We start from the raw sequence: 24,448 nt of genomic DNA, 5'->3' as shown, positions 1-24,448 counted from the left end.
CCCTGTATTTTGAAAACAAAGATTTTATTTTTAGCATTATTGCTAGGTAGTTGCCATGTATTTTCACAACAATTTAAAGGAAAGGTATTTAATACCAATAAAAAGCCTTTAGAGAATGTGTATGTATATAATACTACAAGTAATAGCCACACACATACGAAAGTTAATGGAGAATTTGTCTTAGATAATTCAAAAGTAGGAGATATTATTGAATTCGGAATTCTAGGATATAAAAAAATCAACTTAGAATTAGGTAGTGACGATCTAAACTCTCCAAAAACAATTATTTTAGAAATGAAAAGTTTTTTGTTAGATGAAATGGTATTGTCTAATAAAAGAGATCCATTACAAACAATTGTTAGAGTTGATTTAGACAAAAAACCAGTAAACTCATCTCAACAAATATTACAACGAGTACCAGGGCTTTTTATAGGTCAACATGCTGGAGGAGGAAAAGCTGAACAAATATTTTTAAGAGGTTTTGATATTGATCACGGTACTGATATAGCGCTGTCGGTAGACGGAACACCAGTAAATATGGTTTCTCATGCTCATGGGCAAGGATATAGTGATTTACACTTTATAATTCCTGAAACCATTGAAAAAATTAACTTCGGAAAAGGCCCTTATTATGCTAGTAAGGGAGACTTTAATACAGCTGGGTATGTAGATTTTAAAACAAAAACATATTTAGAAAACAGTAGAGTAGAAGTAGGTATTGGTCAATTCAATACTTTTAGAACATTAGGTATGTTTAATTTGTTAGATAAAAACAGTACAGATAATGCTTATGTTGCTATCGAGTATTTAGAAACAGATGGTTTTGTAGAATCTCCACAAAATTTTAGTCGAATTAATATTTTTACGAAGTATAGAACCTTTTTAAAAGATAATAGTAGTTTATCAGTATCAGCTTCGCATTTTACGAGCAAGTGGGATGCTTCAGGACAAATACCACAAAGAGAAGTAGATAATGGAAATATTACTCGTTTTGGTTCAATTGATGATACTGAAGGAGGAACAACTTCACGAACGAACATAAACTTAGAACACTCAAAAGTTTTAAAAAATGATGTTAGTGTAACTTCAAACGTTTTCTATTCAAATTATAATTTCAATTTATTTTCAAACTTTACTTTCTTTTTAGAAGATCCTGTAAATGGAGATCAAATAAAGCAAACTGAAAATAGAGATGTTTTTGGGTTTAACACACAGTTTAAAAAGAAAACACAATTATCAAATACACCTGTAGAGTTAACTATTGGAACAGGTTTACGTGCTGATATTGTAGATAACTTAGAATTATCTCATACACTTCAAAGAAAAGAAGTACTAGATCAAATTCAATTAGGAAAGGTAAATCAAACGAATTACTATGCTTTTGCAAATAGTGAATTTGAGTTTGGAAAGTTTATGGTAGCACCGGCGTTACGTTTAGATTATTTAAAATTTAACTACAATGATTACTTATTAGATGAGTACAAAACATTTTCTAAATCACAAGTAGTAGTAAATCCTAAAATAAATGTAACCTATACTCCAAATGCTAAAATTCAATGGTTTTTAAAATCAGGAATAGGTTTTCATTCAAACGATACTAGGGTAGTGGCTACACAACCTAATAGGAAAACATTACCAAGAGCTTATGGTGTTGACTTAGGAACTGTTTGGAAGCCTACTTCAAAAGTAGCTATAAATACAGCATTATGGTATTTACTTTCAGAAGATGAATTAGTATATGTTGGAGATGCTGGTATTGTAGAGCCTTCAGGAGAAGCACAACGTTATGGTATCGATTTAGGTCTTAGATATCAATTAACAGATTGGTTATACTTTGATAGTGACGCTACTTTTACAAAAGCGGAAAGTGTTGACGATCCGTCTGGAGAAAATAATATTCCGTTAGCTCCTAAAGTGACTATAACAGGAGGATTATCTGTAAATAATTATAAGAACTTTTCAGGAGGGGTAAATTACAGATATATAGGTGACAGAGCAGCAAATGAAGATAATTCAATAATAGCAGAAGGTTATTTTGTTACCGATGCAAATATTAGTTATAAAATAAACAATATAACACTAGGTGTAGCGTTAGAAAATATTTTTGATGTAGCTTGGAATGAAACACAGTTTGCTACAGAATCAAGGTTGCAAAATGAACCAAATTCTGTAGAAGAAATTCATTTTACACCAGGAACTCCGTTTTCTGCAAAAGCCACAATACGATATTCTTTTTAAAGATAATGATAGTCCGGGGGGACTTGATAAGTTGTCATTTTTTTTAGAAGGATTAATGGCAACAAAAATATAGCCGCTTTAAGCGGCTATATTAATTTATAAGTAATTATTATTTATACTGCACCTAGAGTATATAATTGTTCTAAAGTAGGTGTTTCGCTTCCACCTGCAGGTTCTAAAGTAATACCGAAAGCTTGTGAATCATTAGGATTGTTAATAGTAAATATTTTACTATCACTAGCAGTAAAGTTATCTATAGTTCCTAAACTAGTTGGAGATAATGGATCAAGTTTTAAAGACCATACTTGGTATACCTTTCCTTCTGGTGGGTCAGGTAAACCTTGAACATCTAAGTAAATATTTTTAGAGTTTTTGTTCCAGTATACTTTTGCATAAGCTTCTGGATATACTTTTTGTCCCTGCAGTGGAACAGTAACTATCTCTTTACTTCTTATTACTGCTAAAAGTTTTTTGTTTTCGGCTAAATCGGTATTTGTTTTGTCTAACTGAATTTCATATTGCTCTTTAGCCTCATTAATAGTGTCTATTTGACCTTGTAAATTAGCACTTTTATTTAAAGATAAAATTAAGGAACTACCAACAACTAAGGCTGCAGCCCATCCAGTATAAGTTACCCAATTATTTTTTGATGTTCGTAAAGGAATTGTCTTTGCTGAATCTTCTTTTTCTTGTAACATTTTTATTAAAACGTCTTTAAAAGAATTTTTAGCATCTTTAGGAGCAACGTGAGAAGTAAGAATAGAAATAGACTTTTCAATCTCTTTTACTTCTTCTAAAATCTCAGGATGTTCCATCATCAAACTATATACTTGCTCGTTTTCTTTATCAGAAAGAGCGCCAGCTATGTATAGTTCTAATATTCCAGATTCTATGTGTTTATTTGTAGCCATTATTTTAGCATAAGTCTTAATTCGTTAATACAATTTCGGCTTCTAGTTTTTACAGTGCCAAGAGGCATTTTTAAACTTTCAGAAACTTCTTTTTGTGTAAAGCCTTTAAAGTAAAGAAGCTCTATAACCTTAATACAAGTATCTTTTAACTTGTTTACAAAGTTTTTTATACCAATTGCATCAGTTTTAGAGTCTAAACTGTCGTGGTTCTCTAATATATCTACGAAAATTTCGGCATCAAGGTTTTTAGAACTGTTCTTAAAATTTTTAGATCTTGTTTTATCAATAGCAGCATTTCTAGCAATATTGATAATCCATGTGAAAAAACGTCCTTTTTTTTCAGAATATGTGCTTGCATTATTCCAAGCTTTTATAAAAACATCTTGTGTTATTTCTTCGGCTATTGTTTGGTCTCTAACAATATTGTAAACTACTCCAATAACACTTTGTTTATACATTTCGTAGAGGCTTTCAAAAGCCTTTACATCTTTGTTTTTAAAATTTTTAACGAGGGATTCTAGTTGCATATAGTTAATTGATTGGAGTACAAAATACTAAAAATCATTTAGAATCTAATGATATATCTTTTCTATTAGGTTTATAGCTTTAGAATTAAAAGTTATAGACTTATAATGAAAAAGAAACCCCATCATTACAAAATGATGGGGTTGTGTTAAATTATTAATACTATTTATTACTTTACGTCTTTAAGATTATTATTAATTAACAGTTTTAATTGATTTTTATGAGCTTTAGTGGCAATATTTCCAACACCATTACTTACCCATGATTTAATCCTGTTCAAGTTATATAAAGCCATAGCTTTAGAGGCATTTGTATATTTACTTTTACCATTAACCATTTTTAATAACATCTTAGTGTACTCAGTTTGTAAGTTCTGACGGAAAGAATTTATATTGGTATTTACATCAGCTCTAAAAATTGCGTTATTAAGATCTGTCATAAAAGTAGACAGTTTATATTGGTTTCCATATAATTCAGAATCAGAAATTCTTTGTAAAGTATTTCTATGTAAAATATGGTTTAAGACCCTTTTTTGGTAACTTAAAACTTGCGCGTGGATTTTTGGATCTTCTGGACCTGAGAAAAAGTTATAGCCACGTCTTTGTCTGGCTAGATAATTATACAAATCTTTAGGTGCTTTAAAAGCATTAGGAGCAAAAACATAAGTTTTTAAAGCTTCCATAGCTCTTTTTTGATCAGCTAAACTAACTGGAGTGTAGGGTTTTGTAGCTCCTTCTTGACCAGATACAGCTCTGTCTACATAAACACCACCTATAAATCTAGAAATTATATCACCAGCTCTAGCAGCTTGACCATTTAAGATATAATAAGCATTTCTAAGTTCTTCATAGGTTTCTCCATCTTTTGAAAAACGTTGTTTAATGTTTTTCATCATATTGTTAGCTAACTTAATTCTGTCAACAGAATACTTTATTTGATCGTTTGATAAGTCACCTGTCATAACACGAGGGTCAATTGCTTTACCAGGAGAACGCATATCATCAGCATCGTTACCAAAAATTAATTCTGGTTTTGTTGATTGTGCTAATAAAGCATCCATTTCAGCTCTATTTTTAAAAGGAGTATAACCAAATTGAATAGCCCAAATATCATAAGGTCCTACAGCAGTATCGTAATATTGACCTTGTTTACTTCTATCAAGAGTTAGGTTAATAGCAGCATAATCCATTACAGAACCAGTTAAACATTTTCCTTTTATAAAATCAGCATCAGCTAATTGTTCAGGTGAAAATAACTGACTAGCTTTCATATTGTGGTTTAAACCTAATGTATGACCAACTTCGTGCATGATTAATGATTTCATAGCTTCTCTTTTCATGCCTTCCATTTCTAAATCAGATGCACCTGTCGCTGCTAATACTGTTTTACCAAACATTGTGTTTTCATGCATCAAATGACCAGCTGAACAATACATATGGTTATTTTCATTGTTTAAAATAGCACGAGTCTCTTCTTCAGAAGAAGCTTTCGATACATCTCCAAATATTTTATTATATATCACACGATTGGTAAAGTGAACATATTCAAGCATGATATCTGCTCCTAAGATCTCTCCTGTTTTAGGGTTAACAAAACTTGGTCCGTAACCACCAAAAGGAGGATTAGGAGAAGAAGTCCATCGTAATACGTTGTAGCGAACATCACCAGCATCCCATGTAGCATCATCTGGTTGAACTTTTACAACCATTGCATTTTTAAACCCAGCTTTTTCAAAAGCCTCGTTCCAGGCTAAAACACCTTCTTTTATAGTTTCAATAAACTCTTTAGGTGTTGAGTTTTCAATCCACCAAGTAATTGGTTTTACAGGTTCTGAAATGGCTAACTCAGGATTTTTCTTTACAAGTTTCCAACGATGTATAAAATCTCTATAATTTACTGTACTTGTAGAGGTCATGTCGTTAGTATTGGTTAAGAAATAACCTACTCTCGGGTCATCCATCCTAGTTTGATAGTTGTTTTCAGGAAGATTCATAAACGTATGGAAAACCTTTATAGAAACATATCTACCATCTTTAATAGCATTAGATCCTTGGTTTAAAACTGAAGGATTGTTATATACATACTCAGTTTTAATATTAGTATTTTCAGGATAGTTTTTTATGGTATTTATTTTTGACTTTTTCTTGTCAAACCTACCTAGCTTGAAAGCAAAAGGTGAGCTTTTAGGAAAGTTTGGAGCTTTAATTCTAGTAAAAGCTTCAGAAATAAATAAAGGATTAGCATCTATTAAATATTCTCCTTTTTTTTCATCTGAGGCTAAAATTTTAGTACTTGCTATTATAGCATCACTAATATTTGCTTTTGCTGATTTAGAAATAGCGTTATTTTCATCGAAATAAAAAGAAGTATTTGGAGCTACAAATTCAATATTATTAAAGTGCTTTTTTATATTGAAAACACTAGAGCCTCTATAAGATCCTCTAAATGCACCAGCTTCTAGAACACCATCAGCTATTTGCGAGAAATAGATAAAATCTTTGTCTAGTTGATCTTTTTTCAATAATAACTTAACATCTCCAGTAACAGTATCTTGGAAGATGGTAAATAAACCGTCTAATTTTTTACTGCTTTTAGTTAAGCTCTTAATTGTTTTCTTAGGTTTCTTTTTTTTAGGTTTGGAAGAAACTTCTGTTTTAGCTTTGTTCTTTCTCTTTTTCTTTTTTTGAGCATTTATGTCTTGAATGCCCATTATTGAAATTGTTAAAAAAAGTAAACAAACTAATTTTAATTGTTTTGTAAACATAATAAATTGTTTGAGTTGATAAATAAGGTTCCCAAATTACTTTTATTATTGTTTATTATTGTTAATTATATTATAAAATTTAACAGTTTATTTAGACTTTATATTGGCCTCACACAAACGAATAATTTCATTAATCCGTTTTGTTCTTGTAGCTTCTCTTTTAGCCTGATGTATCCAGTACAAGTAACTCTTACGGTAAGATGGTGCAAAGTTTTGATAGTTATTAAAAGCAGTAGGGTTTTTATCAAATTTAATTTGTAGGTCTTCTGGAACTATTAAGTTTTCTACAGCATCTAAAGCATTCCAAGAACCATTTTTTTTAGCAATTTTAACAGAAGCAATTCCGGATGGATGCATTAATTCGGAAGCAGTTAGTTCTTCAATATATTTTTTATTGAGTGCACTCCAAAGACTTTTAGGTTTTCTAGGGCAGAAATATTGCCTCCTTTTTCCATCTCCTAAACTTTTTACAGTGCTATCAATCCAACCAAAGCATAAAGCTACTTTTACGGCTTCTTCCCATCGCATGCTAGGTATGTCAACATCAACTTTGTATAAAATTAGATGAACACCATCACTTTCATTATGGTTGTCTAATAACCAAGCTCGCCATTCAATATGAGTTTTAAAATATAGATGAGGTTTATTATTCATTAATTAACGTATAATTTTTGAAGGAAATGAAACTATACTTTCATGTCCATTTTTACCAACAGCACTTACTCCGAAGAAGTAATTATCTAAAACAATTCCGTCTAAAGTAAACACAGTAGTATTTTCCACATATTTAAAGTTATCCCAAGTAGGAGAAGTAGTGTCTCTCCAGTAGATTTTATATCCTTTAGTACCATCAACTTTATCCCATTGAAGTTTGGCAGAAGCTTCAACAATACCACCAATTCCTACATTTTTAGGAGAAGGTGGTGCAGCAGCAATACTCGCTAAGTTAATAGCGTTCACAGCGGTTAATTTTTTAGCGTAATCGAAGTTTACAAATTTAAGTCTATCACCATATTCAATTCCGTTTTCTGTTCTAATATCTTGGTGTTGTTGTGTGTAATTCTCATGAGCTTCCATGATTCTAATACCAGCAAAACCAGCATCGTTAAAAGGTCTATGATGTCCACCACGACCAAATCTATCTAAGCGATAAATCATTTTCGGATTCATTTCTGGCATATACGTTTTGGTAGTTTTGTATATATAACGTGCAAGCTGTCGTGAAATACCATCGACCTCACCACCATAAAAACGACGTGCTTTTCGTTGGCGTTCTGTTTCTGTTGGAGGAACAGGCTCAGAAAAGATTCTAAACGTACGATTATCAATTACGCCGTCAACACCTTTAATATTTCCTATCATGTCATTATTCATTACACCAACAATGTTCCAGTTTTTTTCTTTAGCATATGTAGCTAATCCTTTTCCGCCAAATAGACCTTGTTCTTCACCAGACAATCCAACATAAATAATACTGTTTTCAAAGTTATAGTTACTTAAAACACGAGCAGCTTCAATTGTTCCAGCCATTCCGGAAGCATTATCATTGGCTCCAGGTGCATCATCGGTAAAATTATTAGGGTCAGAAATTCTTGAGTCAATATCACCACTCATTACAATGTAATTGTTAGGATATTTTGTTCCTTTTTGAATAGCAACAACATTAACGACCCAAACATCTTTAGTGATTCTACTATTGGTTCCTTTTTTTACAAAGTCTTTTTGGTAAAATACCTCTAAACAGTTGTTGCAATCAGAAGATATTTTATCAAATTCAGATTTAATCCAACGACGTGCCGCTCCAATTCCACGAGTATTTGAAATTGTATCACTTAGTGTATGGCGTGTTCCGAAATTTGTTAGAGTAGTAATATCAGCTTTGATTCTATCTGCTGAAACAGCATTAATAATATCGTATATTTTAGTGTCGGTTTGCGCTGATATTGTTGTAGAAATTAGTAAGAATAGTACTGTGAATTTTCTCATGTTAAGGAATTTAGCTTACTAAATTACAAAACAAAAAAGAGAATAAAATTAGCATTATTCTCTTTTAACATATTTAGTAAAATAATTTATTATTTAAACAAACGTTATTCGTTGTCTAATTTTTTAGTTTGATTAAATCCAATTAATAAGGCTCCTCCGGCGCATAAAAAGATAGATGCAATAAAGAAAACTTCAGAATCAATGGCATCTGCTGGACGTGTTTCCCACGGACCATTATAACCAAAGAAAGAGCTCAAAATAGCACCTAATAAAACACCAACGCCAATTCCCATAGCCAGTAAAGCTAAATTTAAGATAATTACTCTACCTGTTAAAGTTGAACGCTTTTTTTCTCCCTGCATAAAAATTTTGGCATCTACACCTTTTTCAATTAAAGCTAAACGTTCCTTATTTCTTGTTGAATAAAACAAGTAAAAGATCCCGAAGATTACTGCGAATAAGAACATAAATACAATTGCTACTTCCATATTTTTGAGTTTAAAATGATTATTTTTAATGTGTTTACAAGTATGACAGCTACATTTAAAAAAAGGTTACAAAATATTTTTAATTTTTTTAATGAATAGTTGTAACCTTTTTTAACTAAGTACAGTCATAGTATAAAACGACTATTATTAACGATCAAACTTATATAGATAAAACCCTTAAGGGAGATGCTAATGCTTATGCTTTTTTAGTTGAAAAGTATAAAGTAATGGTGTTTTCGTTGGCGTTAAAAATGGTAAAGAGAAGAGAAGAGGCTGAAGAAATATCACAAGATACTTTTATAAAAGCTTATAAGAATTTGAGCAAGTTTAAAGGAGAGTCAAAGTTTTCTACTTGGTTGTATAAAATAACATATAGAACTTGCTTAGATAGCTTAAAGAAGAATAAAGAAAGGTATAATACCGATATAATTGACGAGATTACAATTAATAGAATTAAATCTGCTGATAGTATTTTAGAAGGTATTGAACGAAAAGAACGAGCACAAGTAATTAATAAGTGTTTGTTAAGTTTGCCAGAAGAAGAACGTACAATTTTATGGATGTTTTATTTTGAAGAATTAAGTTTGAAGGAAATAGTAGAAGTAACCGATTTTTCTGAAGCGAATGTTAAAGTAAAATTACATAGAGCTAGAAAGAGTTTACTGAGTATAGTAGAGAAAAAAGTAGAACCTGAATTGATTAATCATTATGGGAGAAAATAAAGATATTAAAGAGTTGGGTGCTTTTACAAAAAAGTATATCAACGAAATAGAAACAGAGACACCATCTATTGATTTTACAGCAAATATTATGGATGCGATTTTAAAAGAAGAGCAATCTTCTATTTATAAAGCAACACCATTAATATCTAAAAAGGTATGGTTTGTATTAGCAGGTATATTAGCTGTTAGTATTTTGTTTGTATCGAAAGGAGCTTCATCAAGTTGGCTTCAAATACCCGAGATAAAAATGGATTACTTATCTCATGTTCAATTCCCTAATTTATTTGAAAATATTACAGTATCAAATTTAATGCTAAGTGCTTGCTTCTTTTTTACCGTAATGGTATTTGTACAAATCTATTATTTGAAAAACCATTTTACTAGAAAATTTAATTGATAAAAAAATCCGCTTTGAATTTTCAAAGCGGATTTTTACTTTTAATAAAGTGATGAGATTATTTTTGAGAAGCAATCCACTTGTCAATTTTATTTTCTAAAAGTGCTAAAGGAATACATCCTGTCTCTAAAACCTGATTATGGAATTCTTTAATGTCGAATTTATCGCCTAATTCCTTTTTGGCTTTTGCACGTAATTCACGGATTTTCAATTGTCCTATTTTATAAGATAACGCTTGTCCAGGATTCGCCATATAACGCTCAATTTCAGAGATAATACTAGCTTCACCTTCAGCTTCGTTATCTAATGAATATTGAATTGCTTTTTCACGACTCCAACCTTTAGCATGGATTCCTGTATCAACTACCAAACGAATAGCTCGGTGCATTTCCATACCTAACATTCCGAAGTATTGATAAGGGTCAGTATATAAACCCAATTCTTTACCTAAATTCTCAGTATATAATGCCCAACCTTCACCGTAGGCACTGTACCATAAGGTTTTTCTAAAGTCTGGTAACTCTTCATTTTCTTGTGTTAATGAAATTTGATAGTGATGACCGGGAATAGCTTCGTGTAAAAACAATGCTTCATCAGAAAATACATTGTATTTAGTTGCATCAGGAATTGGTGTATAGAAAACACCTGGGCGAGTTCCGTCTAATGAACCAGGATTGTATTCAGCACTTGCAGAAGCTTCTCTAAACTTTTCAGTTTGTTTTACCACAAAAGGAGTTTTTGGTTTGTTACCAAATAACTTTTCTAATTGAGGCTTCATTTTTTCGTGAATCGCATTAAAATTATCAATGATTTGTTGTGGCTCAGTATATGGCATTAACTCCTTGTTGTTACGAACAAAATCAAAGAATTCTTTTAAACTTCCTTCAAAACCAACTTGTGCTTTTACCTTTTCCATTTCTGATAAAATTCGAGCAACTTCTTTTAGTCCTAACTCATGAATTTCATCAGCGGTCATGTTGGTAGTAGTGTAGTTTTTAATAGCGTGTTGGTAGTATGCTGTTCCATTAGGAATATCAGAAATACCACTACTTTCTCTACCAGCTTCTAAATAATCGTTCTTTAAAAATTCATGCATTGTTTTGAATGATGGAATTAATTTATCATTCAATATGTTGGTATAAGCTTCAGTTAAACGTGTTTTATCAGTATCAGAAAAATCAGCTGGTAAAGTGTTTATTGGAGAATAAAATAAATGCTCTGAAAAATCTGTAATTCCTTCAGGAGAAGTTTTTACAATTGTTAAGCTTTCAAACTGTGGAATTACTTTTTTAATCAATGATTTAGGTAACACATACCCTTCATTCATTCCTTGCTGCATACGTTCTTTAGCCGATTGTAACCAAGTATTGTATTTGTCTAATCTGCTTAACCAATTGTCGTAATCTTCAACTGTTTTAAAAGGTTGTGCGCTACTACCACTTGCTAATTGTCCCATGGTAAGGTTAATTGTCCACATTTGGTTGATTGGCATTAGTAAATCATTTTTATAGCTAGCTTGCGCCAATGCCATATCACAATCCCAATCAAGAACAGCTTTGCTCATTTGTTGACTTTCGGTTAAGTCAGCGTCTTTAAAGTTGTTAAGTTTTTCTTTATAATTTTTGAAAAACTCATTACTTTTTGCTTGATATTTATCAGACAACGTATTAGGAAATTGGTCGTTAAAACGATTATCACCTGCAAAAGTTGCATTTACAGGGTTTAATTGTAGTTTCCCTTCGTTGTAATCTTTTAATAACTGATTGAATTCAGTATTTTCTGGAGTAGGAGTGCTTACTGTTTCCTTTTTTTCTTGCTTACAAGAAACTAGGAAAGTAGCTGTGGCTACTATAGTTAAGAGGATTTTCTTCATGGTTATATTTTTGAATGTGAACAAATATACCAAAAAGAAAAAGAGAGAATTAGATTGTTAATCGTGATTAGGTAAAATAACCTCTTTAACTATGTTAAATATTTTTTCATGTCCTTTTGCATTAGGATGAACACCATCGTAGGTAAGTAGTTCCTCTTTATCAAAGTCAAATTTGCTATGTACATCAACAAGATTAATGTTTTGTTTTTGTGCTATTGATAACAATATATCGTTGTATCTAAAAATGTCTTTTGGAGACCTTTTTTTAGTATTGTAATCGTTTTCTATGACTGGAAGTATATTGATTAAATATACCGTAGCATTGTGTTTTAAGGCATGGTCAATACACAAGTTGAGATTATCACGAAACTTTTCTATTGAAACAGCGTTTTTACCATTTAAAGAAGCTATATCATTGGCACCATAAGCTAAAGTAACAATATTGTTTCCGTCTTTCAAAAGTCTTGTGTTGAATTCGTTTGCAAATCGTTTAATCAGACCTTCTGTTGTTTCTCCGCCAATTCCCATGTTAAAAACACAAACTTCATCTTTTCTATTTTTTAGAAAAAGTTTCATACAGTAAGCTTTCAAACGATCTGCCCAACCACCTTTTTCATTATCGTTTTCACCTCTGGTAATACTGTCTCCAAAACAAATAATATGTTTCATAGTTTTAAATTGATGTTATTTTCTAAGTGAAACGAAGCTAATAATTTTGTAGATAAACGAAAAAGAAAAACCTCTCTGTTTTCACAAAGAGGTTTTTTAAATTTATCTATGACGATTCGTCATTATTTAATTAATTCGTAAGAACGTTTGATAAAGTTGGTTAACTCTTCACCATGTAATAGGTTTTGAGATAATTTAGCTAAATCAAAAGCTTGCGAAACTAATTGTTTTTGCTTGTCTTCACCAGCATTTAAAATTTCTGATACTAACTCGTGGTTGGTGTTAACTACCAAGTTGTACATTTCTGGCATGTTACCCATTCCCATCATTCCACCACCAGTAGCACTCATTTCTTTCATACGACGCATAAATTCTGGTACGGTAATTAAGAAAGGAGAAGCACTAGAATCCATAGCTTCTAATTGTACTGTATAGCTAGAGTTGTTTACAGCGCCTTCGATAACTGGTTTTAATTTCTCTTTTTCTTCGTCAGAAAGTTTAGAAATTATAGTGTCGTCTTTCTTAATTAAATTATCAACATGGTCAGCGTCTACACGTTTAAACTGTACTTTGGCATCACCAGATTCAGTTTCTAACTTCTGCATTAAATGCGGAACAATAGGAGAATCTAATAATAATACTTCATACCCTTTAGCTTTAGCTTCTTCAATATAACTGTGTTGAGCATCTTTGTGTGCAGCATATAAAACAACGTGATTTCCGTCTTTATCGGTTTGAGTATCTTTAGTTTTTTCAACTAATTCATCAAACGTAAAGAATTTACCATCAACAGTTGGATATAAGGCAAACTTCTTTGCTTTGCTGAAGAATTTTTCTTCTGATAACATTCCGTATTCAATAATAACCTTGATATCGTTCCATTTTTGTTCAAAGTCTTCACGGTTGTTTTTGAATAAAGAAGAAAGCTTATCCGCTACTTTTTTAGTAATATACCCAGAGATTTTCTTAACGGCTCCGTCAGCTTGTAAATAAGAACGAGAAACATTTAAAGGAATATCCGGTGAGTCAATTACACCTTTTAACATTTGTAAGAAATCAGGAACAATTCCTTCTACATTATCCGTTACAAATACTTGGTTTTGGTATAATTGAATCTTGTCTTTTTGCATATCCAAATTCTGTGTCAACTTAGGGAAGTATAAAATTCCTGTTAAGTTGAATGGATAATCTACATTTAAATGAATATGGAATAAAGACTCTTCAAATTGCATTGGATACAACTCACGGTAGAAGTTTTTATAGTCCTCATCTTCTAAATCTGCTGGTTTTTTAGTCCATGCAGGTTCTGTATTGTTAATGATGTCATCAACTTCAATTTGCTTGTGAGGTTCTGTTACTTCTTTACCGTCTTCATCTTTTGTAGTTTTAGGAGTAAAGTCTGGATCGTTTATTTTTTTTGTTCCAAATTTAATAGGCACTTGGTTAAAACGATTGTACTTAGTTAATAAACCACGGATTTTACCTTCTTCTAAAAACTCAGTAGAATCATCGGCAATGTGTAATACGATTTCAGTACCTCTATCAGTTTTGTCGTGTTCTACTAACGTATATTCAGGAGAACCATCACATGTCCAATGAGCAGCAGGTTCATCTTTGAACGATTTGGTAAAGATTTCTACTTTATCAGCAACCATAAATGCAGAGTAGAAACCTAACCCGAAATGACCAATAACGCCCGTCTCGTTTTTATCATCTTTATACTTTTCTAAGAATTCTTCAGCTCCAGAAAAGGCAATTTGATTAATATATTTTTCAACCTCATCCATTGTCATACCAATACCTTGGTCTTTTATAGTTAAGGTTTTTGCTTCTTTATCAATACTAATTTCAATTTTAGCATCACCTAATTCAGTTTTTGCTTCACCAATTGAAATAAGGTGTTTTAATTTAGTAGTAGCATCTGTTCCGTTAGAAATTAACTCACGTAAGAAGATTTCGTGATCAGAATACAAGAATTTTTTAATCAGTGGAAATATATTTTCTACCGATACATTAATGTTTCCTTTACTCATAAGTATATATTTTTAATTGATATTATTTTCTGTTGAATGAACAGTCAAAAAAAATACCAAATAAAAAATAGTGACAAGATGACACTTTTTGTACGAATTATATAAAATTCATACTTTTACAGGCTTTTAATTTGTTAACAACAGAATAATCAACATAAAAAAATATGTATAACTCAAAAATTACAGGATTAGGTTATTATGTTCCTGAGAACGTAGTGACTAACGATGACTTGACTCAGTTCATGGAGACGAGTGATGAATGGATTCAAGAAAGAACTGGTATTAAAGAGCGTCGTTGGATTGATCCAAAAACATCTGATGATTCTACATCAGTTATGGGGGCTAAAGCAGCTAAAATAGCTATAGAGCGAGCTGGTTTAACAAAAGATGATATAGATTTTATTGTTTTTGCTACGTTGAGTCCTGAATTATATTTCCCTGGAGGAGGAGTACAAATTCAAGATTTGTTAGATATGCCTACTATTGGAGCATTAGATGTACGTAATCAATGTTCTGGGTTTATTTATGCAATGTCTGTTGCTGATCAGTTTATTAAAACTGGAATGTATAAGAATATCTTAGTAATTGGATCTGAAAACCATTCTGGAGGTTTAGAAAAATCTACTAGAGGTAGGGGAGTAACTGTAATTTTTGGTGATGGTGCAGGTGCAGCAGTTTTATCTCGTAGCGAAGAAGAGGGTAAAGGGATTTTATCTTCTCATTTACATTCAGAAGGAAAGCATGCTAAAGAGTTGGCCTTAATTGGACCTTCAACAGGAAGATGGGTTGATACTATTATTGAAGAAAACGACCCTGATGATACTTCATATTATCCATATATGAATGGACAATTTGTATTTAAACATGCAGTAGTTCGTTTTTCAGAAGCTATTATGGAAGGTTTAGAAGCTAACGGTTTGCAAAAAGAAGACATTGATATGTTAATTCCTCATCAAGCAAACTTACGTATAGCACAATTTATTCAGAAGAAATTCCAGTTGTCTGATGATAAAGTATATAATAATATTATGAAGTATGGTAATACTACTGCTGCTTCAGTTATCATAGCATTGACAGAAGCTTGGGAAAAAGGAAAAATAAATGAAGGTGATTTAGTAGTGTTGGCTGCTTTTGGTAGTGGATTTACTTGGGGATCGGTAGTGATTCGTTGGTAGTTTTACTGTGTGTAAAATAAAAAAGTCCGAAGCTAATGCTTCGGACTTTTTTATTAAAACATGCCTCCTTGAGCTTCATTACTGTCTCTGTATTTTCTACCTTTACTTTTGTTTTTACCGCTTCCAAAATTATAGGAAAATCCTAGATAAACTGAATTGCTTTCCAATGTATACTTTCCTTTTTGTATAAACGGTGTATTTGAGTTATAATCAAAATTTACATTATTAAAAATATCAGTACCTCTTAAGGTAATGTTTCCTTTACCATTTAATACTTTTAATCTAGCCCCTGCATTAATCATAGTATATGGTTGAATAGTATATTGAATGTTTTTACTTTCACCTCTAAAAATACCTGATAATTGGAAACTCAATTTTTTTGAAGCTTTAAAAGAGTTACTTATACGTCCTTTTACTAAAGTGTTTTTTACCGTTTCAAAGTTATCGTTTAAAACACCTTGAGAGTCTTGAATGTAAGTTTCAAAAGCAGGTCTAAGTGTCCACCATTTTTTAGGTTTAAAACTGGCAGATAGCTCAAAACCATAACTATCTGCAAAGTTATAATTAGTAAAAGAACTAATAGTTTTATTAGAGTTTTGATTGTCTTGTTGTAGTAAACGACCAATTTTGTCATTTGTTCTTCTGTAAAATGTACCGAATGATATATAGCCCTTTGTAATTGTTTTGGTATAATTAAGCTCTAATGAGTTTGTAAATTGTGGTTGTAAGTTTAGGCTCCCTTTTGATATAGTTAGTGGAGAAAACCATTCTTGAATGGGAGTTACTTGGTAAGCTGAAGGTCTATCAACTCTTCTACTATATGCAAACTGTAAATTATCTTTTTTAGTAAAGTTATAGTTGATTGATAATGATGGGTATAAGCTAAAAATATTGTCTTTTAAAGGAGTACTTCCTTGTTCAGTATTTGAAAAAAGAGCATCTAAATTAAATTGTTCTATTCTAATTCCTGTTTGAACTGCAAACTTGTTGAATTTTTTATTGAAGTTGATGTATCCTGAGTAAATTGAGCGATTATAGTTTAAAGTAGTATTACCTACAGATTGTAGTGTAGCTGAATTATTTATTGCTTCTCTATCTGTGAGTATTTGATTGTAAAAATCTTGCTTTCTGAATTCAACTCCAAATTCTAGTTTTCCAGATTTTATAGGTTTTACATAATCAATATTTAATAACCATAACTTTCGTGTATCTTTAATGTTGTTTGTATAATTATATTCTTTTGAGTTTGGGTTAACTAATTCCTCATTAATAGTTTTTTCGGGGTTTTTTGTGATAGAATGATTGAATTCAACTTCTAAGTTTTGACCTCTATTATCAAAGTTATAAACATAATCAATGTTATAAGTTTCGTCCTTTTGGTCATAATCAGAAAAACTTTTGTTGTTGAAAACTAAAGAATTGTTTTCATGGACAAGAGTATTGGTAGCTAAACTATTATTATCAAAATTTAGAGAAGTATACATAGATAATATACTTTTTGAAGTAATATCTATATCAACACCAAACTTAATGTTTTGATTCTTTGAGTTACTTAAAAAGTCAAAATCTTGAGTTAAGTTGATGTCGGTTCTTTTTAAATCGTTGAAGGTTTCATAATCCCCCCAACTTGTATTATAGTTAAGGTAAAAATTAGTTATGCCTGTTTTATAGTTTGTGTTTAAGGAAAGTTCGGGTCTTAGATTTCTACTTTGAGTTGCTCCAGCTGATAAATTTCCGTTAAAACCAATTTTTGTATTCTTTTTAAGAATTAAATTGATAATACCACTCATGCCTTCAGGTGTGTGTTTAGCTGAAGGATTAGTGATTATTTCAACGCTTTTAACTGAGTTAGAAGGTATTTGTTTTAATAATAGAGCTGTATTTATATTGGAAGGTTTTCCGTTTACCAAAACTCTAACGTTTTCATTTCCTCGTAAACTTATAGTTCCAGAAAGTTGATTAATATCTACAGAAGGAATGTTTTCAAGCATTTCTAGGGAGGTAGCTCCAGCAGCAGTTAAGTCATTACCTACATTAATAACTTTTCTATCAATTTTTTGAATAATAGTTGAAGTTTCTCCTTGTATTTCAACTTCATCTAATTGAGTAGTATTTTCTTCAAGGAAAACTGTTTCTATTTTACTATGCTCTTTTAAGTCAACCTTCTTTTCGAAGGTTTTATAACCAATAAATTGAAAAGTTAAGAGCAAACTTTCTTTAGGGAGTTTTTCAATTTTAAAATTACCTTTTTCATCAGAAATGCTACCTGTTAGTATCTGGTTAGAAGTGTTTTTACAAGTAATTGTGACAAAAGGTAATGGTTGATTATTTTTTTTATCTAAAATAGTTCCGGTAAGTCGTAAGTTTTGTGCTTGACAAAAAGCAGTACTTAGTAATAAAATTAATATTAGCAATCTTTTCATAAATTGAAGGGAATGAAATTGCGCTAAAAATAAAAAAAACGAAGTTAAATACTTCGTTTTTTTTTAATAATTAATTAAAAATTAATTTTATAGGAAACCTCCGCCTCCTTGTCTTTCATTGTTGTCACGTTGTTTACGAGAGCGGGCTTTGTTTTTTCCTCCACCAAATCTATAGTTAAATCCAATATAAGCTGTTCTGCTTTCCCATTTAAAACGCCCATTTTGAACAAAAGGTCTTTCAGAGTTAAATTTAAATCTCATATCGTTAAAGATATCATTTACTCTAAGGTTAATATTTCCTTTCCCTTTAAGAATACTATAGTTAGCACCGATGTTAACCATTTTCATAGGGTCTACGTTCCATTGAATGTCTTCTCTTGGGCCTCTGTACATTGCAAATAATTGTAAACGTAATTTTTTTGATACTGTAAAACTATTACTTATACGTGCGTTAAAAATATCTGTTTTAACTTCAGTAGTAGGAGCATTAGGGTCACTTAAATCTGTGGTTCCAAATTGCTTTTGAGAATAATAGTCCATACTAGCATTTGCTCTCCACCATTTTGCAATTTTATAGTTTACAGAAAACTCTAAACCATAAGCATCTGTGTCATCAAAATTAGCAAAGGTTAATATTTGCTTTACATTATCAGCGTCAGCAGGATCTTTATAAGTAGCTCTATTAATTACATCATTAATATTTCTATAAAAACTACCTAAAGTTATCGACCCGCCTTTTATTTTTCGTGTATAGTTAAATTCAACTGAATTAGTGAACTGAGGAACAAGGTCAGGATTACCTATTGACGTAATTAAAGGCGTACTCCATTCTCTAATAGGGTTTACTTGTTGTATTCCTGGTCTGTCAACTCTTTTACTGTAACTTAATTGAAATTGATCATTGTCATTTGGGGTGAAGGTAAAGAAAGCAGATGGGTATACAGTAAAAATATCATCAGTTACTTTCTCATTCTTTAGATCTCCATTTTCATCCAATCCTGTAAAGTCTCCTTCAATTTTATATTGTTCAAAACGAGCACCTAATTGCATGTTAAGTTTACCAAACTTATGTCCATAGTTTACATAAGCAGAATAAATATCTCTATCGTAGGTGAAGGAAGAGTTACCTACATCTCTATAAGTATCAGGTTCTTCTACTAAAATTTGTTGGTTTGTTATATTAGTATTATCAGCTCTATTAACTCTATATTCTAAACCTAACTCTAATTTTCCATTTTTAGAAATAGGGTTAGTGTAATCTAAATTTAACAGTGTACTTTTTCTGTTATTATTTATATCGTTAAAATAATCTGGTTGCGAATTTTCTAAGAAAATATTTTCTAAAAATTTTGGAGAATCATTTTTAGAGAAATTGGCTTCAAGTTCTATATTATGCCCTTCTTTTTCAAAATCATGTTTATAATTTACATTGTAAGCTTGGTTATGACTTTCATTTGTTTGTGTATTAGGAGAGTGAGATATTAAATCACCATTGTTGTCTGTAATTATAGCACGTCCGCTAGCATTACTGTCAAACCAGTTTTGAGTAGTATAAAGAGATAAGGTGTTTTTATCATCTAAATAAATGTCTGCTCCAATTTTAAATAAATGAGATTCATTATCATTAATAAAAACAAAGTCTTGATTGTTAACTCCGGGTCTATTTACATAACCAAAGTTATAGCGATCTCCACCATTAAACCCATAGTTACCAAAGAAGTTTACTTTTCCTGTTTTATAATTCATGTTTGTAGAAGCATTGTAACGAACATAATGACCAGCTTCAATTCCAGTATTTATAGAGCCATTGAATCCCATGTTGGCATTTTTATTAAGAATTATATTGATAATACCACTCATTCCTTCAGGATTGTATTTAGCAGAAGGATTCGTAATTAACTCAACACTTTTAATAGATGAAGAAGGAATTTGTTTTAATAATTCAGAAGCAGGAATGTTGGTAGGTTTTCCGTCAACTAATACACGTACGTTTTCATTACCACGTAAGCTAATATTTCCTGATTGGCTATCAACACTTACAGATTGTACATTATTTAATAACTCAGAAGCAGTAGCACCTGCTGAGGTTAAATCTTTACCAACGTTAATTACTTTTCTGTCTACTTTTTGAGTAACTGAAGAGGTTTCTGCACGAATTTCTACTTCATCTAAAGTAGTACTGTCTTCTTCAAGAGGAATAGTACCTAAATTAACTTTACTTGATTTACGGCTTACAGTAACTGGCTTTGAAAAAGTTTTATATCCTATAAACTGAACCTCAATAATACTGTTTCCTTCAGGTATATTTTTTATAGAAAATAATCCGTTGTCATCAGTAATTCCACCAGTAATAATTTTTTTGGCAGCATCTTTGATTATTATATTAACATAGGGAAGAGGTTGTTTGGTCGCTTGGTCGACTACTTTACCAGTAATAACTCCTGGTTTAGGTAGGCTACTTTTAGGCATTTGTGCATAAATACTTGTAGTAAATACAGCTAAAAGTATTAGTAATATGTTTTTCATTTTTGTTGTTTTTGAATTGTTTTGGTGCTTAATAGACTCTTAATTGTCTAACTTTGTTACTCAGTTTAAGAGAGTTTAACGTATTATTAACAGAAAATGAAAAAACGTACTTTGGTACTAGGAGCCTCTTTAAAGCCTTCTAGATACTCTAATATTGCTATTAAAAAGTTAAGAGACAATGATACAGAAACTGTAGCGATTGGATTACAAAAAGGAAACGTAGTAGATGTAGCCATTGAAACAGATAATATTTTTTTTGAAAATATTGATACTGTAACCTTATACTTAAATCCAGAGCGCCAGAAATTGTATTATGAATATATAATTAATTTACAACCTCGCAGAGTAATTTTTAATCCAGGAACTGAAAATATTGAGTTTATAGAGTTGTTAAAAGAAAATGGGATTGAGAGCGAAATAGCCTGTACTTTAGTACTCCTATCAACAAAGCAGTATTAATTTAGAACTTCAACAGGAAAAGAATTAGTGCTATATCTTTTTCCTGCCTCTGCTAATTCAGTGTTTTTGAAAACTGTTTGAGCTTCAGTTTTAAAATCATTAATGTTTTTATATCTGCTAGAATAATGTCCAATAATTAACTTATTTACATTTGCTTGGTTGGCAATAGAAGCAGCTTGTTCAGCAGTAGAGTGTTTTGTTTTATCGCACAAATCTTCTCTATCTTTTAAAAATGTAGCTTCATGATATAATAAGTCTACCTCTTTAATTATAGGAATAATATCTGGCTTATAGGCAGTATCACTACAAAAGGCAAAACTTAAAGGCTTAGGCGGATCAATAGTTAATTCTTTATTAGGAATCACTTCTCCTGTAGAGAGTATAAAGTCTTTACCAGCTTTAATATTATGAAAATCACAAGTCTCTATTTCATTGTATTGCTGAATATTTTCAATGTGTAATTTTCTAAGTTTTGGTTTTTCGGTAAATAAAAAACCATTAGTATACACTCTATGATTTAAAGGGATAGTTCTAACAGAAACCTTATCATCTTCAAAAATGAGTTCACTTTCTTTAGATTCTAATTCGTGAAAAATAATAGGATATTTAGTCCACGATTTAGAAACCTTTAATTGAAGAGTAGTAACTTCTTTAATACCTTTTGGTCCGTAAATATGTAGCTCTTTCTCTCTGTTTAGAATGCCAAAAGTGGCAATAAGTCCAACCAAACCAAAAAAGTGATCACCATGTAAATGAGAAATGAAAATATGGTTGATTTTTGAAAAACCAACTTTATACTTTCTCATTTGACGTTGTGTGCCCTCACCGCAATCAATTAAAAAATGACGATTGTTAATTTCTAAGTATTGAGAGGTTGGGTAGGCATTAGCTCTTGGTGTAGCAGAATGACAACCTAAAACAGTTAAGTGTAAACTCATTTATTTAATTACAAAGCGTTTTGAAATTATCTCTTTATTACTTTGTATTGCATAAATGTACATTCCAGACTTTAAGTCGTTACGTTGAAACGGAAAAGAGTTACGTCCCTTAACCACTTTAAGCTCTTTATTATAAACAGTTTTACCTAATACATTTCTAACAGTTAAGATAACTGTTTGATCGTGTTTTGCATTAAAATAAATAGTAGTATTATTCGTAAAAGGGTTAGGGGATGCTACTAACTTCTCAATTGATTTTTCTTGAGAAAAACCAACGGAAATAGCTAAGAAAAAAGTTATAAATAGTATTTTTTTTACCATAAATTATCATTTAGGGGATGGATAATTATTTAAAAATATAAGGTTAAAAACCTAAATCACGTTGAATGTTTTCCATTTCTATAACATCTTCTGCCTCTACTAATGTAGGAACAATGTTAAAGGTTTCAGGAAAATCATCAATAGTAACATCTTTAGACACAACTACAAAAGATGTGCCATTGTTCTGATGTTGTTCCGCGTATCTCAAAAATAGCAAAATATTTTTGTTAGGGGCATTAAATTCTTCTGAAATTACAATAATCAGGTTTTTTCCTGTAAGGTTTACATATTCATTATCAAAGTTTTCTAAGAAACTAGAAAATGTTTTCTCATCAGAAGTAATTAAAGTGTAATCAGTTTTATCTACTATGTTCATGACTATCTTTTTATTTGTTGTGCTAACAAATAAATAACTGCCATACGAACAGCAACTCCATTTTCTACTTGATTTAGAATAATTGATTGATCACTGTCGGCAACATCACTTGTTAGTTCTACACCTCTATTAATAGGTCCAGGGTGCATAATGACAATTTTTTTACCAAGATTGTCTAATATTTCTTTGTTAATACCAAAAAGTTGTGTGTACTCTCTAGTTGATGGAAAATATTTAATATCCATACGTTCATGTTGTACACGTAATACATTAGCAACATCACACCACTCTAAAGCTTTTTTAAGGTTTGTTTCTACTTCAACACCTAAACTAGAAATGTATCTAGGAATTAAAGTGCTTGGTCCACAAACTTTTACCTTAGCACCTTGTAGTTGTAAAGCGAATATGTTTGATAAAGCTACACGTGAATGTAAGACATCACCAACAATTACAATTTTCTTTCCTTTTAAGTCGCTATTTAAAGCTTCTCTCATAGAAAAACTATCTAATAATGCTTGGGTTGGGTGTTCATGTGTACCATCTCCAGCATTAATAATTTTAGCATCCACATGGTTCGATAAGAAAATTCCTGCTCCTACATTTGAATGACGCATTACAACAATATCAACTTTCATTGATAAAATGTTGTTTACAGTATCAATTAAAGTTTCTCCTTTTTTTACTGAAGATTGTCCTGCAGAAAAATTAATAACATCTGCAGATAAACGCTTTTCAGCTAATTCAAAAGAAAGTTTTGTACGTGTGCTATTTTCAAAAAATAAATTAGCAATTGTAATATCACGTAATGAAGGAACCTTTTTTATAGGTCGGTTAATGACTTCTTTAAAATGAGCAGCAGTTTCAAAAATAAGCTCAAGGTCATTTTTGTTAAGGTATTTGATTCCTAATAAATGTTCAACACTTAACTGCTTCATTTTAGTTTGTTTTTTTAATCATAACTAATCAAGCTTTGAGGGCTTGGGTTCAAGGTAAATTGTATCTTCTTTATGAGTTTCTTGCCAGTTAACAACTACTTTTTCTTCATTGATGGCATCTACTTGTCTTCCTCTATAATTAGGTTGAATTGGTAAATGACGGCTAAAACGACGATCAATTAATACTAATAACTCAATATTATCAGGTCTTCCGTATGATTGTAGTGCTGTTAAAGCACTTCTAACGCTTCTTCCTGAAAATAATACATCATCAATAATAACCACCTGTTTTCCTTCAATTAAAAAGTCAATTTGTGTGGAAGTGGCTTCTAATGGTTCTTCTCTTCTGCGAAAATCATCACGATAAAAAGTAATATCTAACAAACCTAATTTTAAGTCTTTAATATTATATTCCTCTCTTAATAACTTAGCCAATCGATTTGCTAAATAAGAACCTCTTGGTTGTAATCCTATTAAAACGGTGTTAGAAAAATCGTTGTGATTCTCGATTAACTGGCACGCTAATCGATGCAGAATGATTTCAATTTCTTTCGAAGTAAGTAGTGTTTTTCTGCTCATTTGTTGCTACCAAATTGGTTTGATAGTTCAACGTTCAAAATTAAGGCAAAAATTTACGCTGACAAAATTAAACTTAATGAAACGTAAAACTAGGTCTATAAAATTATCTT

The 24,448-nt window shown here is 31.0% G+C and carries 21 protein-coding genes; 5 read left to right on the top strand and 16 right to left on the bottom strand.

Features of this window, described 5'->3' with window-relative positions; genetic code table 11:
- Positions 1-9 precede the first annotated feature (9 nt).
- The gene (locus VCM48_RS04650) at positions 10-2,238 is read left to right on the top strand and encodes a TonB-dependent receptor (RefSeq protein ID WP_482271804.1); all 2,229 of its coding nucleotides are present in this window, start codon (positions 10-12) and stop codon (positions 2,236-2,238) included.
- Positions 2,239-2,351: 113 nt separating this feature from the next.
- Here the strand turns inward: VCM48_RS04650 and VCM48_RS04645 are convergent, their stop codons facing one another.
- The 6 genes from VCM48_RS04645 to VCM48_RS04620 all read right to left on the bottom strand — a co-directional run bounded on the left by VCM48_RS04645 (position 2,352) and on the right by VCM48_RS04620 (position 8,912).
- Entirely contained in the window at positions 2,352-3,149 is a 798-nt protein-coding gene (locus VCM48_RS04645; protein ID WP_482271803.1) for an anti-sigma factor, read from the bottom strand.
- A complete protein-coding gene (locus tag VCM48_RS04640; RefSeq protein WP_482271802.1) occupies positions 3,149-3,676 on the bottom strand; it encodes an RNA polymerase sigma factor in 528 nt (175 codons plus the stop codon). The genes VCM48_RS04645 and VCM48_RS04640 overlap by 1 nt, the downstream gene beginning before the upstream one ends.
- Positions 3,677-3,843: 167 nt before the next feature.
- Complete coding sequence (locus tag VCM48_RS04635) at positions 3,844-6,384, bottom strand: zinc-dependent metalloprotease (RefSeq protein ID WP_482271801.1); 2,541 nt, start codon at positions 6,382-6,384, stop codon at positions 3,844-3,846.
- 141 nt (positions 6,385-6,525) lie between these two features.
- Positions 6,526-7,092, bottom strand: coding sequence for a YdeI/OmpD-associated family protein (locus VCM48_RS04630; RefSeq protein ID WP_482271800.1), 567 nt, complete (start codon positions 7,090-7,092; stop codon positions 6,526-6,528).
- A gap of 3 nt (positions 7,093-7,095) precedes the next feature.
- Entirely contained in the window at positions 7,096-8,424 is a 1,329-nt protein-coding gene (locus tag VCM48_RS04625) for a M28 family peptidase (protein ID WP_482271799.1), read from the bottom strand.
- Positions 8,425-8,528: 104 nt separating this feature from the next.
- The gene (locus VCM48_RS04620; protein WP_415415016.1) at positions 8,529-8,912 is read right to left on the bottom strand and encodes a DUF6249 domain-containing protein; all 384 of its coding nucleotides are present in this window, start codon (positions 8,910-8,912) and stop codon (positions 8,529-8,531) included.
- A 143-nt stretch (positions 8,913-9,055) separates the two neighbouring features.
- Between VCM48_RS04620 and VCM48_RS04615 the strand changes: the two genes are divergently transcribed.
- Positions 9,056-9,634: an RNA polymerase sigma factor gene (locus VCM48_RS04615; protein WP_482272209.1), complete on the top strand. Its 579-nt coding sequence runs from the start codon at positions 9,056-9,058 to the stop codon at positions 9,632-9,634.
- On the top strand, positions 9,621-10,031 hold the full coding sequence (locus VCM48_RS04610; RefSeq protein ID WP_482271798.1) for a hypothetical protein: 411 nt from the start codon (positions 9,621-9,623) through the stop codon (positions 10,029-10,031). The genes VCM48_RS04615 and VCM48_RS04610 overlap by 14 nt, the downstream gene beginning before the upstream one ends.
- A gap of 58 nt (positions 10,032-10,089) precedes the next feature.
- Here VCM48_RS04610 and VCM48_RS04605 read toward each other — a convergent pair whose 3' ends face one another.
- From VCM48_RS04605 to htpG, 3 genes are all read right to left on the bottom strand, one after another.
- A complete protein-coding gene (locus tag VCM48_RS04605) occupies positions 10,090-11,904 on the bottom strand; it encodes a DUF885 domain-containing protein (protein ID WP_482271797.1) in 1,815 nt (604 codons plus the stop codon).
- 57 nt (positions 11,905-11,961) lie between these two features.
- Entirely contained in the window at positions 11,962-12,573 is a 612-nt protein-coding gene (locus VCM48_RS04600; RefSeq protein ID WP_482271796.1) for an SGNH/GDSL hydrolase family protein, read from the bottom strand.
- A 122-nt stretch (positions 12,574-12,695) separates the two neighbouring features.
- Positions 12,696-14,606 carry a molecular chaperone HtpG gene (gene htpG / locus VCM48_RS04595; protein WP_482271795.1) on the bottom strand — a complete coding sequence of 637 codons (1,911 nt, stop codon included), beginning with the start codon at positions 14,604-14,606 and terminating at the stop codon, positions 12,696-12,698.
- A gap of 164 nt (positions 14,607-14,770) precedes the next feature.
- Between htpG and VCM48_RS04590 the strand changes: the two genes are divergently transcribed.
- Positions 14,771-15,781 carry a 3-oxoacyl-ACP synthase III family protein gene (locus tag VCM48_RS04590; protein WP_099213744.1) on the top strand — a complete coding sequence of 337 codons (1,011 nt, stop codon included), beginning with the start codon at positions 14,771-14,773 and terminating at the stop codon, positions 15,779-15,781.
- A 53-nt stretch (positions 15,782-15,834) separates the two neighbouring features.
- Here VCM48_RS04590 and VCM48_RS04585 read toward each other — a convergent pair whose 3' ends face one another.
- A complete protein-coding gene (locus VCM48_RS04585) occupies positions 15,835-18,204 on the bottom strand; it encodes a TonB-dependent receptor domain-containing protein (RefSeq protein ID WP_482271794.1) in 2,370 nt (789 codons plus the stop codon).
- A gap of 87 nt (positions 18,205-18,291) precedes the next feature.
- Positions 18,292-20,730, bottom strand: a complete 2,439-nt coding sequence (locus VCM48_RS04580) for a TonB-dependent receptor domain-containing protein (RefSeq protein ID WP_482271793.1) — start codon at positions 20,728-20,730, stop codon at positions 18,292-18,294.
- A gap of 96 nt (positions 20,731-20,826) precedes the next feature.
- On the opposite strand from VCM48_RS04580, the gene VCM48_RS04575 reads away from it, so the two are divergent.
- Positions 20,827-21,189: a CoA-binding protein gene (locus tag VCM48_RS04575; protein ID WP_482271792.1), complete on the top strand. Its 363-nt coding sequence runs from the start codon at positions 20,827-20,829 to the stop codon at positions 21,187-21,189.
- Here VCM48_RS04575 and VCM48_RS04570 read toward each other — a convergent pair.
- The 5 genes from VCM48_RS04570 to pyrR are packed head-to-tail and all read right to left on the bottom strand — an operon-like array spanning position 21,186 to position 24,338.
- A complete protein-coding gene (locus VCM48_RS04570; protein WP_274640065.1) occupies positions 21,186-22,127 on the bottom strand; it encodes a ribonuclease Z in 942 nt (313 codons plus the stop codon). The genes VCM48_RS04575 and VCM48_RS04570 overlap by 4 nt on opposite strands.
- Positions 22,128-22,448: a T9SS type A sorting domain-containing protein gene (locus VCM48_RS04565; protein ID WP_121147502.1), complete on the bottom strand. Its 321-nt coding sequence runs from the start codon at positions 22,446-22,448 to the stop codon at positions 22,128-22,130. It lies immediately after the preceding gene.
- Between the two features lie 43 nt (positions 22,449-22,491).
- Positions 22,492-22,824, bottom strand: a complete 333-nt coding sequence (locus VCM48_RS04560; protein ID WP_482271791.1) for a hypothetical protein — start codon at positions 22,822-22,824, stop codon at positions 22,492-22,494.
- 2 nt (positions 22,825-22,826) lie between these two features.
- Positions 22,827-23,759 carry an aspartate carbamoyltransferase catalytic subunit gene (locus VCM48_RS04555; protein ID WP_099213737.1) on the bottom strand — a complete coding sequence of 311 codons (933 nt, stop codon included), beginning with the start codon at positions 23,757-23,759 and terminating at the stop codon, positions 22,827-22,829.
- A gap of 24 nt (positions 23,760-23,783) precedes the next feature.
- Positions 23,784-24,338 (bottom strand): bifunctional pyr operon transcriptional regulator/uracil phosphoribosyltransferase PyrR, encoded by a 555-nt coding sequence (gene pyrR, locus VCM48_RS04550; protein ID WP_482271790.1) that lies wholly within the window; start codon positions 24,336-24,338, stop codon positions 23,784-23,786.
- Between the last annotated feature and the right edge of the window lie 110 nt (positions 24,339-24,448).

This window comes from Tenacibaculum sp. DPLXC6, assembly GCF_056815515.1.
Note: the sequence above shows the minus strand (reverse complement) of the source record. Positions and strands in the feature narration are given on the sequence as shown.

Excerpts from the sequence above, each read along its gene's own strand:
- VCM48_RS04580 (WP_482271793.1), bottom strand. The coding sequence starts at position 20,730 with ATGAAAAACATATTACTAATACTTTTAGCTGTATTTACTACAAGTATT.
- VCM48_RS04645 (WP_482271803.1), bottom strand. The coding sequence starts at position 3,149 with ATGGCTACAAATAAACACATAGAATCTGGAATATTAGAACTATACATA.
- VCM48_RS04635 (WP_482271801.1), bottom strand. The coding sequence starts at position 6,384 with ATGGGCATTCAAGACATAAATGCTCAAAAAAAGAAAAAGAGAAAGAAC.
- VCM48_RS04555 (WP_099213737.1), bottom strand. The coding sequence starts at position 23,759 with ATGAAGCAGTTAAGTGTTGAACATTTATTAGGAATCAAATACCTTAAC.
- VCM48_RS04575 (WP_482271792.1), top strand. The coding sequence starts at position 20,827 with ATGAAAAAACGTACTTTGGTACTAGGAGCCTCTTTAAAGCCTTCTAGA.
- VCM48_RS04585 (WP_482271794.1), bottom strand. The coding sequence starts at position 18,204 with ATGAAAAGATTGCTAATATTAATTTTATTACTAAGTACTGCTTTTTGT.
- VCM48_RS04640 (WP_482271802.1), bottom strand. The coding sequence starts at position 3,676 with ATGCAACTAGAATCCCTCGTTAAAAATTTTAAAAACAAAGATGTAAAG.
- VCM48_RS04610 (WP_482271798.1), top strand. The coding sequence starts at position 9,621 with ATGGGAGAAAATAAAGATATTAAAGAGTTGGGTGCTTTTACAAAAAAG.
- VCM48_RS04590 (WP_099213744.1), top strand. The coding sequence starts at position 14,771 with ATGTATAACTCAAAAATTACAGGATTAGGTTATTATGTTCCTGAGAAC.
- VCM48_RS04565 (WP_121147502.1), bottom strand. The coding sequence starts at position 22,448 with ATGGTAAAAAAAATACTATTTATAACTTTTTTCTTAGCTATTTCCGTT.
- VCM48_RS04605 (WP_482271797.1), bottom strand. The coding sequence starts at position 11,904 with ATGAAGAAAATCCTCTTAACTATAGTAGCCACAGCTACTTTCCTAGTT.
- VCM48_RS04630 (WP_482271800.1), bottom strand. The coding sequence starts at position 7,092 with ATGAATAATAAACCTCATCTATATTTTAAAACTCATATTGAATGGCGA.
- VCM48_RS04570 (WP_274640065.1), bottom strand. The coding sequence starts at position 22,127 with ATGAGTTTACACTTAACTGTTTTAGGTTGTCATTCTGCTACACCAAGA.
- VCM48_RS04625 (WP_482271799.1), bottom strand. The coding sequence starts at position 8,424 with ATGAGAAAATTCACAGTACTATTCTTACTAATTTCTACAACAATATCA.
- VCM48_RS04600 (WP_482271796.1), bottom strand. The coding sequence starts at position 12,573 with ATGAAACATATTATTTGTTTTGGAGACAGTATTACCAGAGGTGAAAAC.
- htpG (WP_482271795.1), bottom strand. The coding sequence starts at position 14,606 with ATGAGTAAAGGAAACATTAATGTATCGGTAGAAAATATATTTCCACTG.
- VCM48_RS04560 (WP_482271791.1), bottom strand. The coding sequence starts at position 22,824 with ATGAACATAGTAGATAAAACTGATTACACTTTAATTACTTCTGATGAG.
- VCM48_RS04620 (WP_415415016.1), bottom strand. The coding sequence starts at position 8,912 with ATGGAAGTAGCAATTGTATTTATGTTCTTATTCGCAGTAATCTTCGGG.
- pyrR (WP_482271790.1), bottom strand. The coding sequence starts at position 24,338 with ATGAGCAGAAAAACACTACTTACTTCGAAAGAAATTGAAATCATTCTG.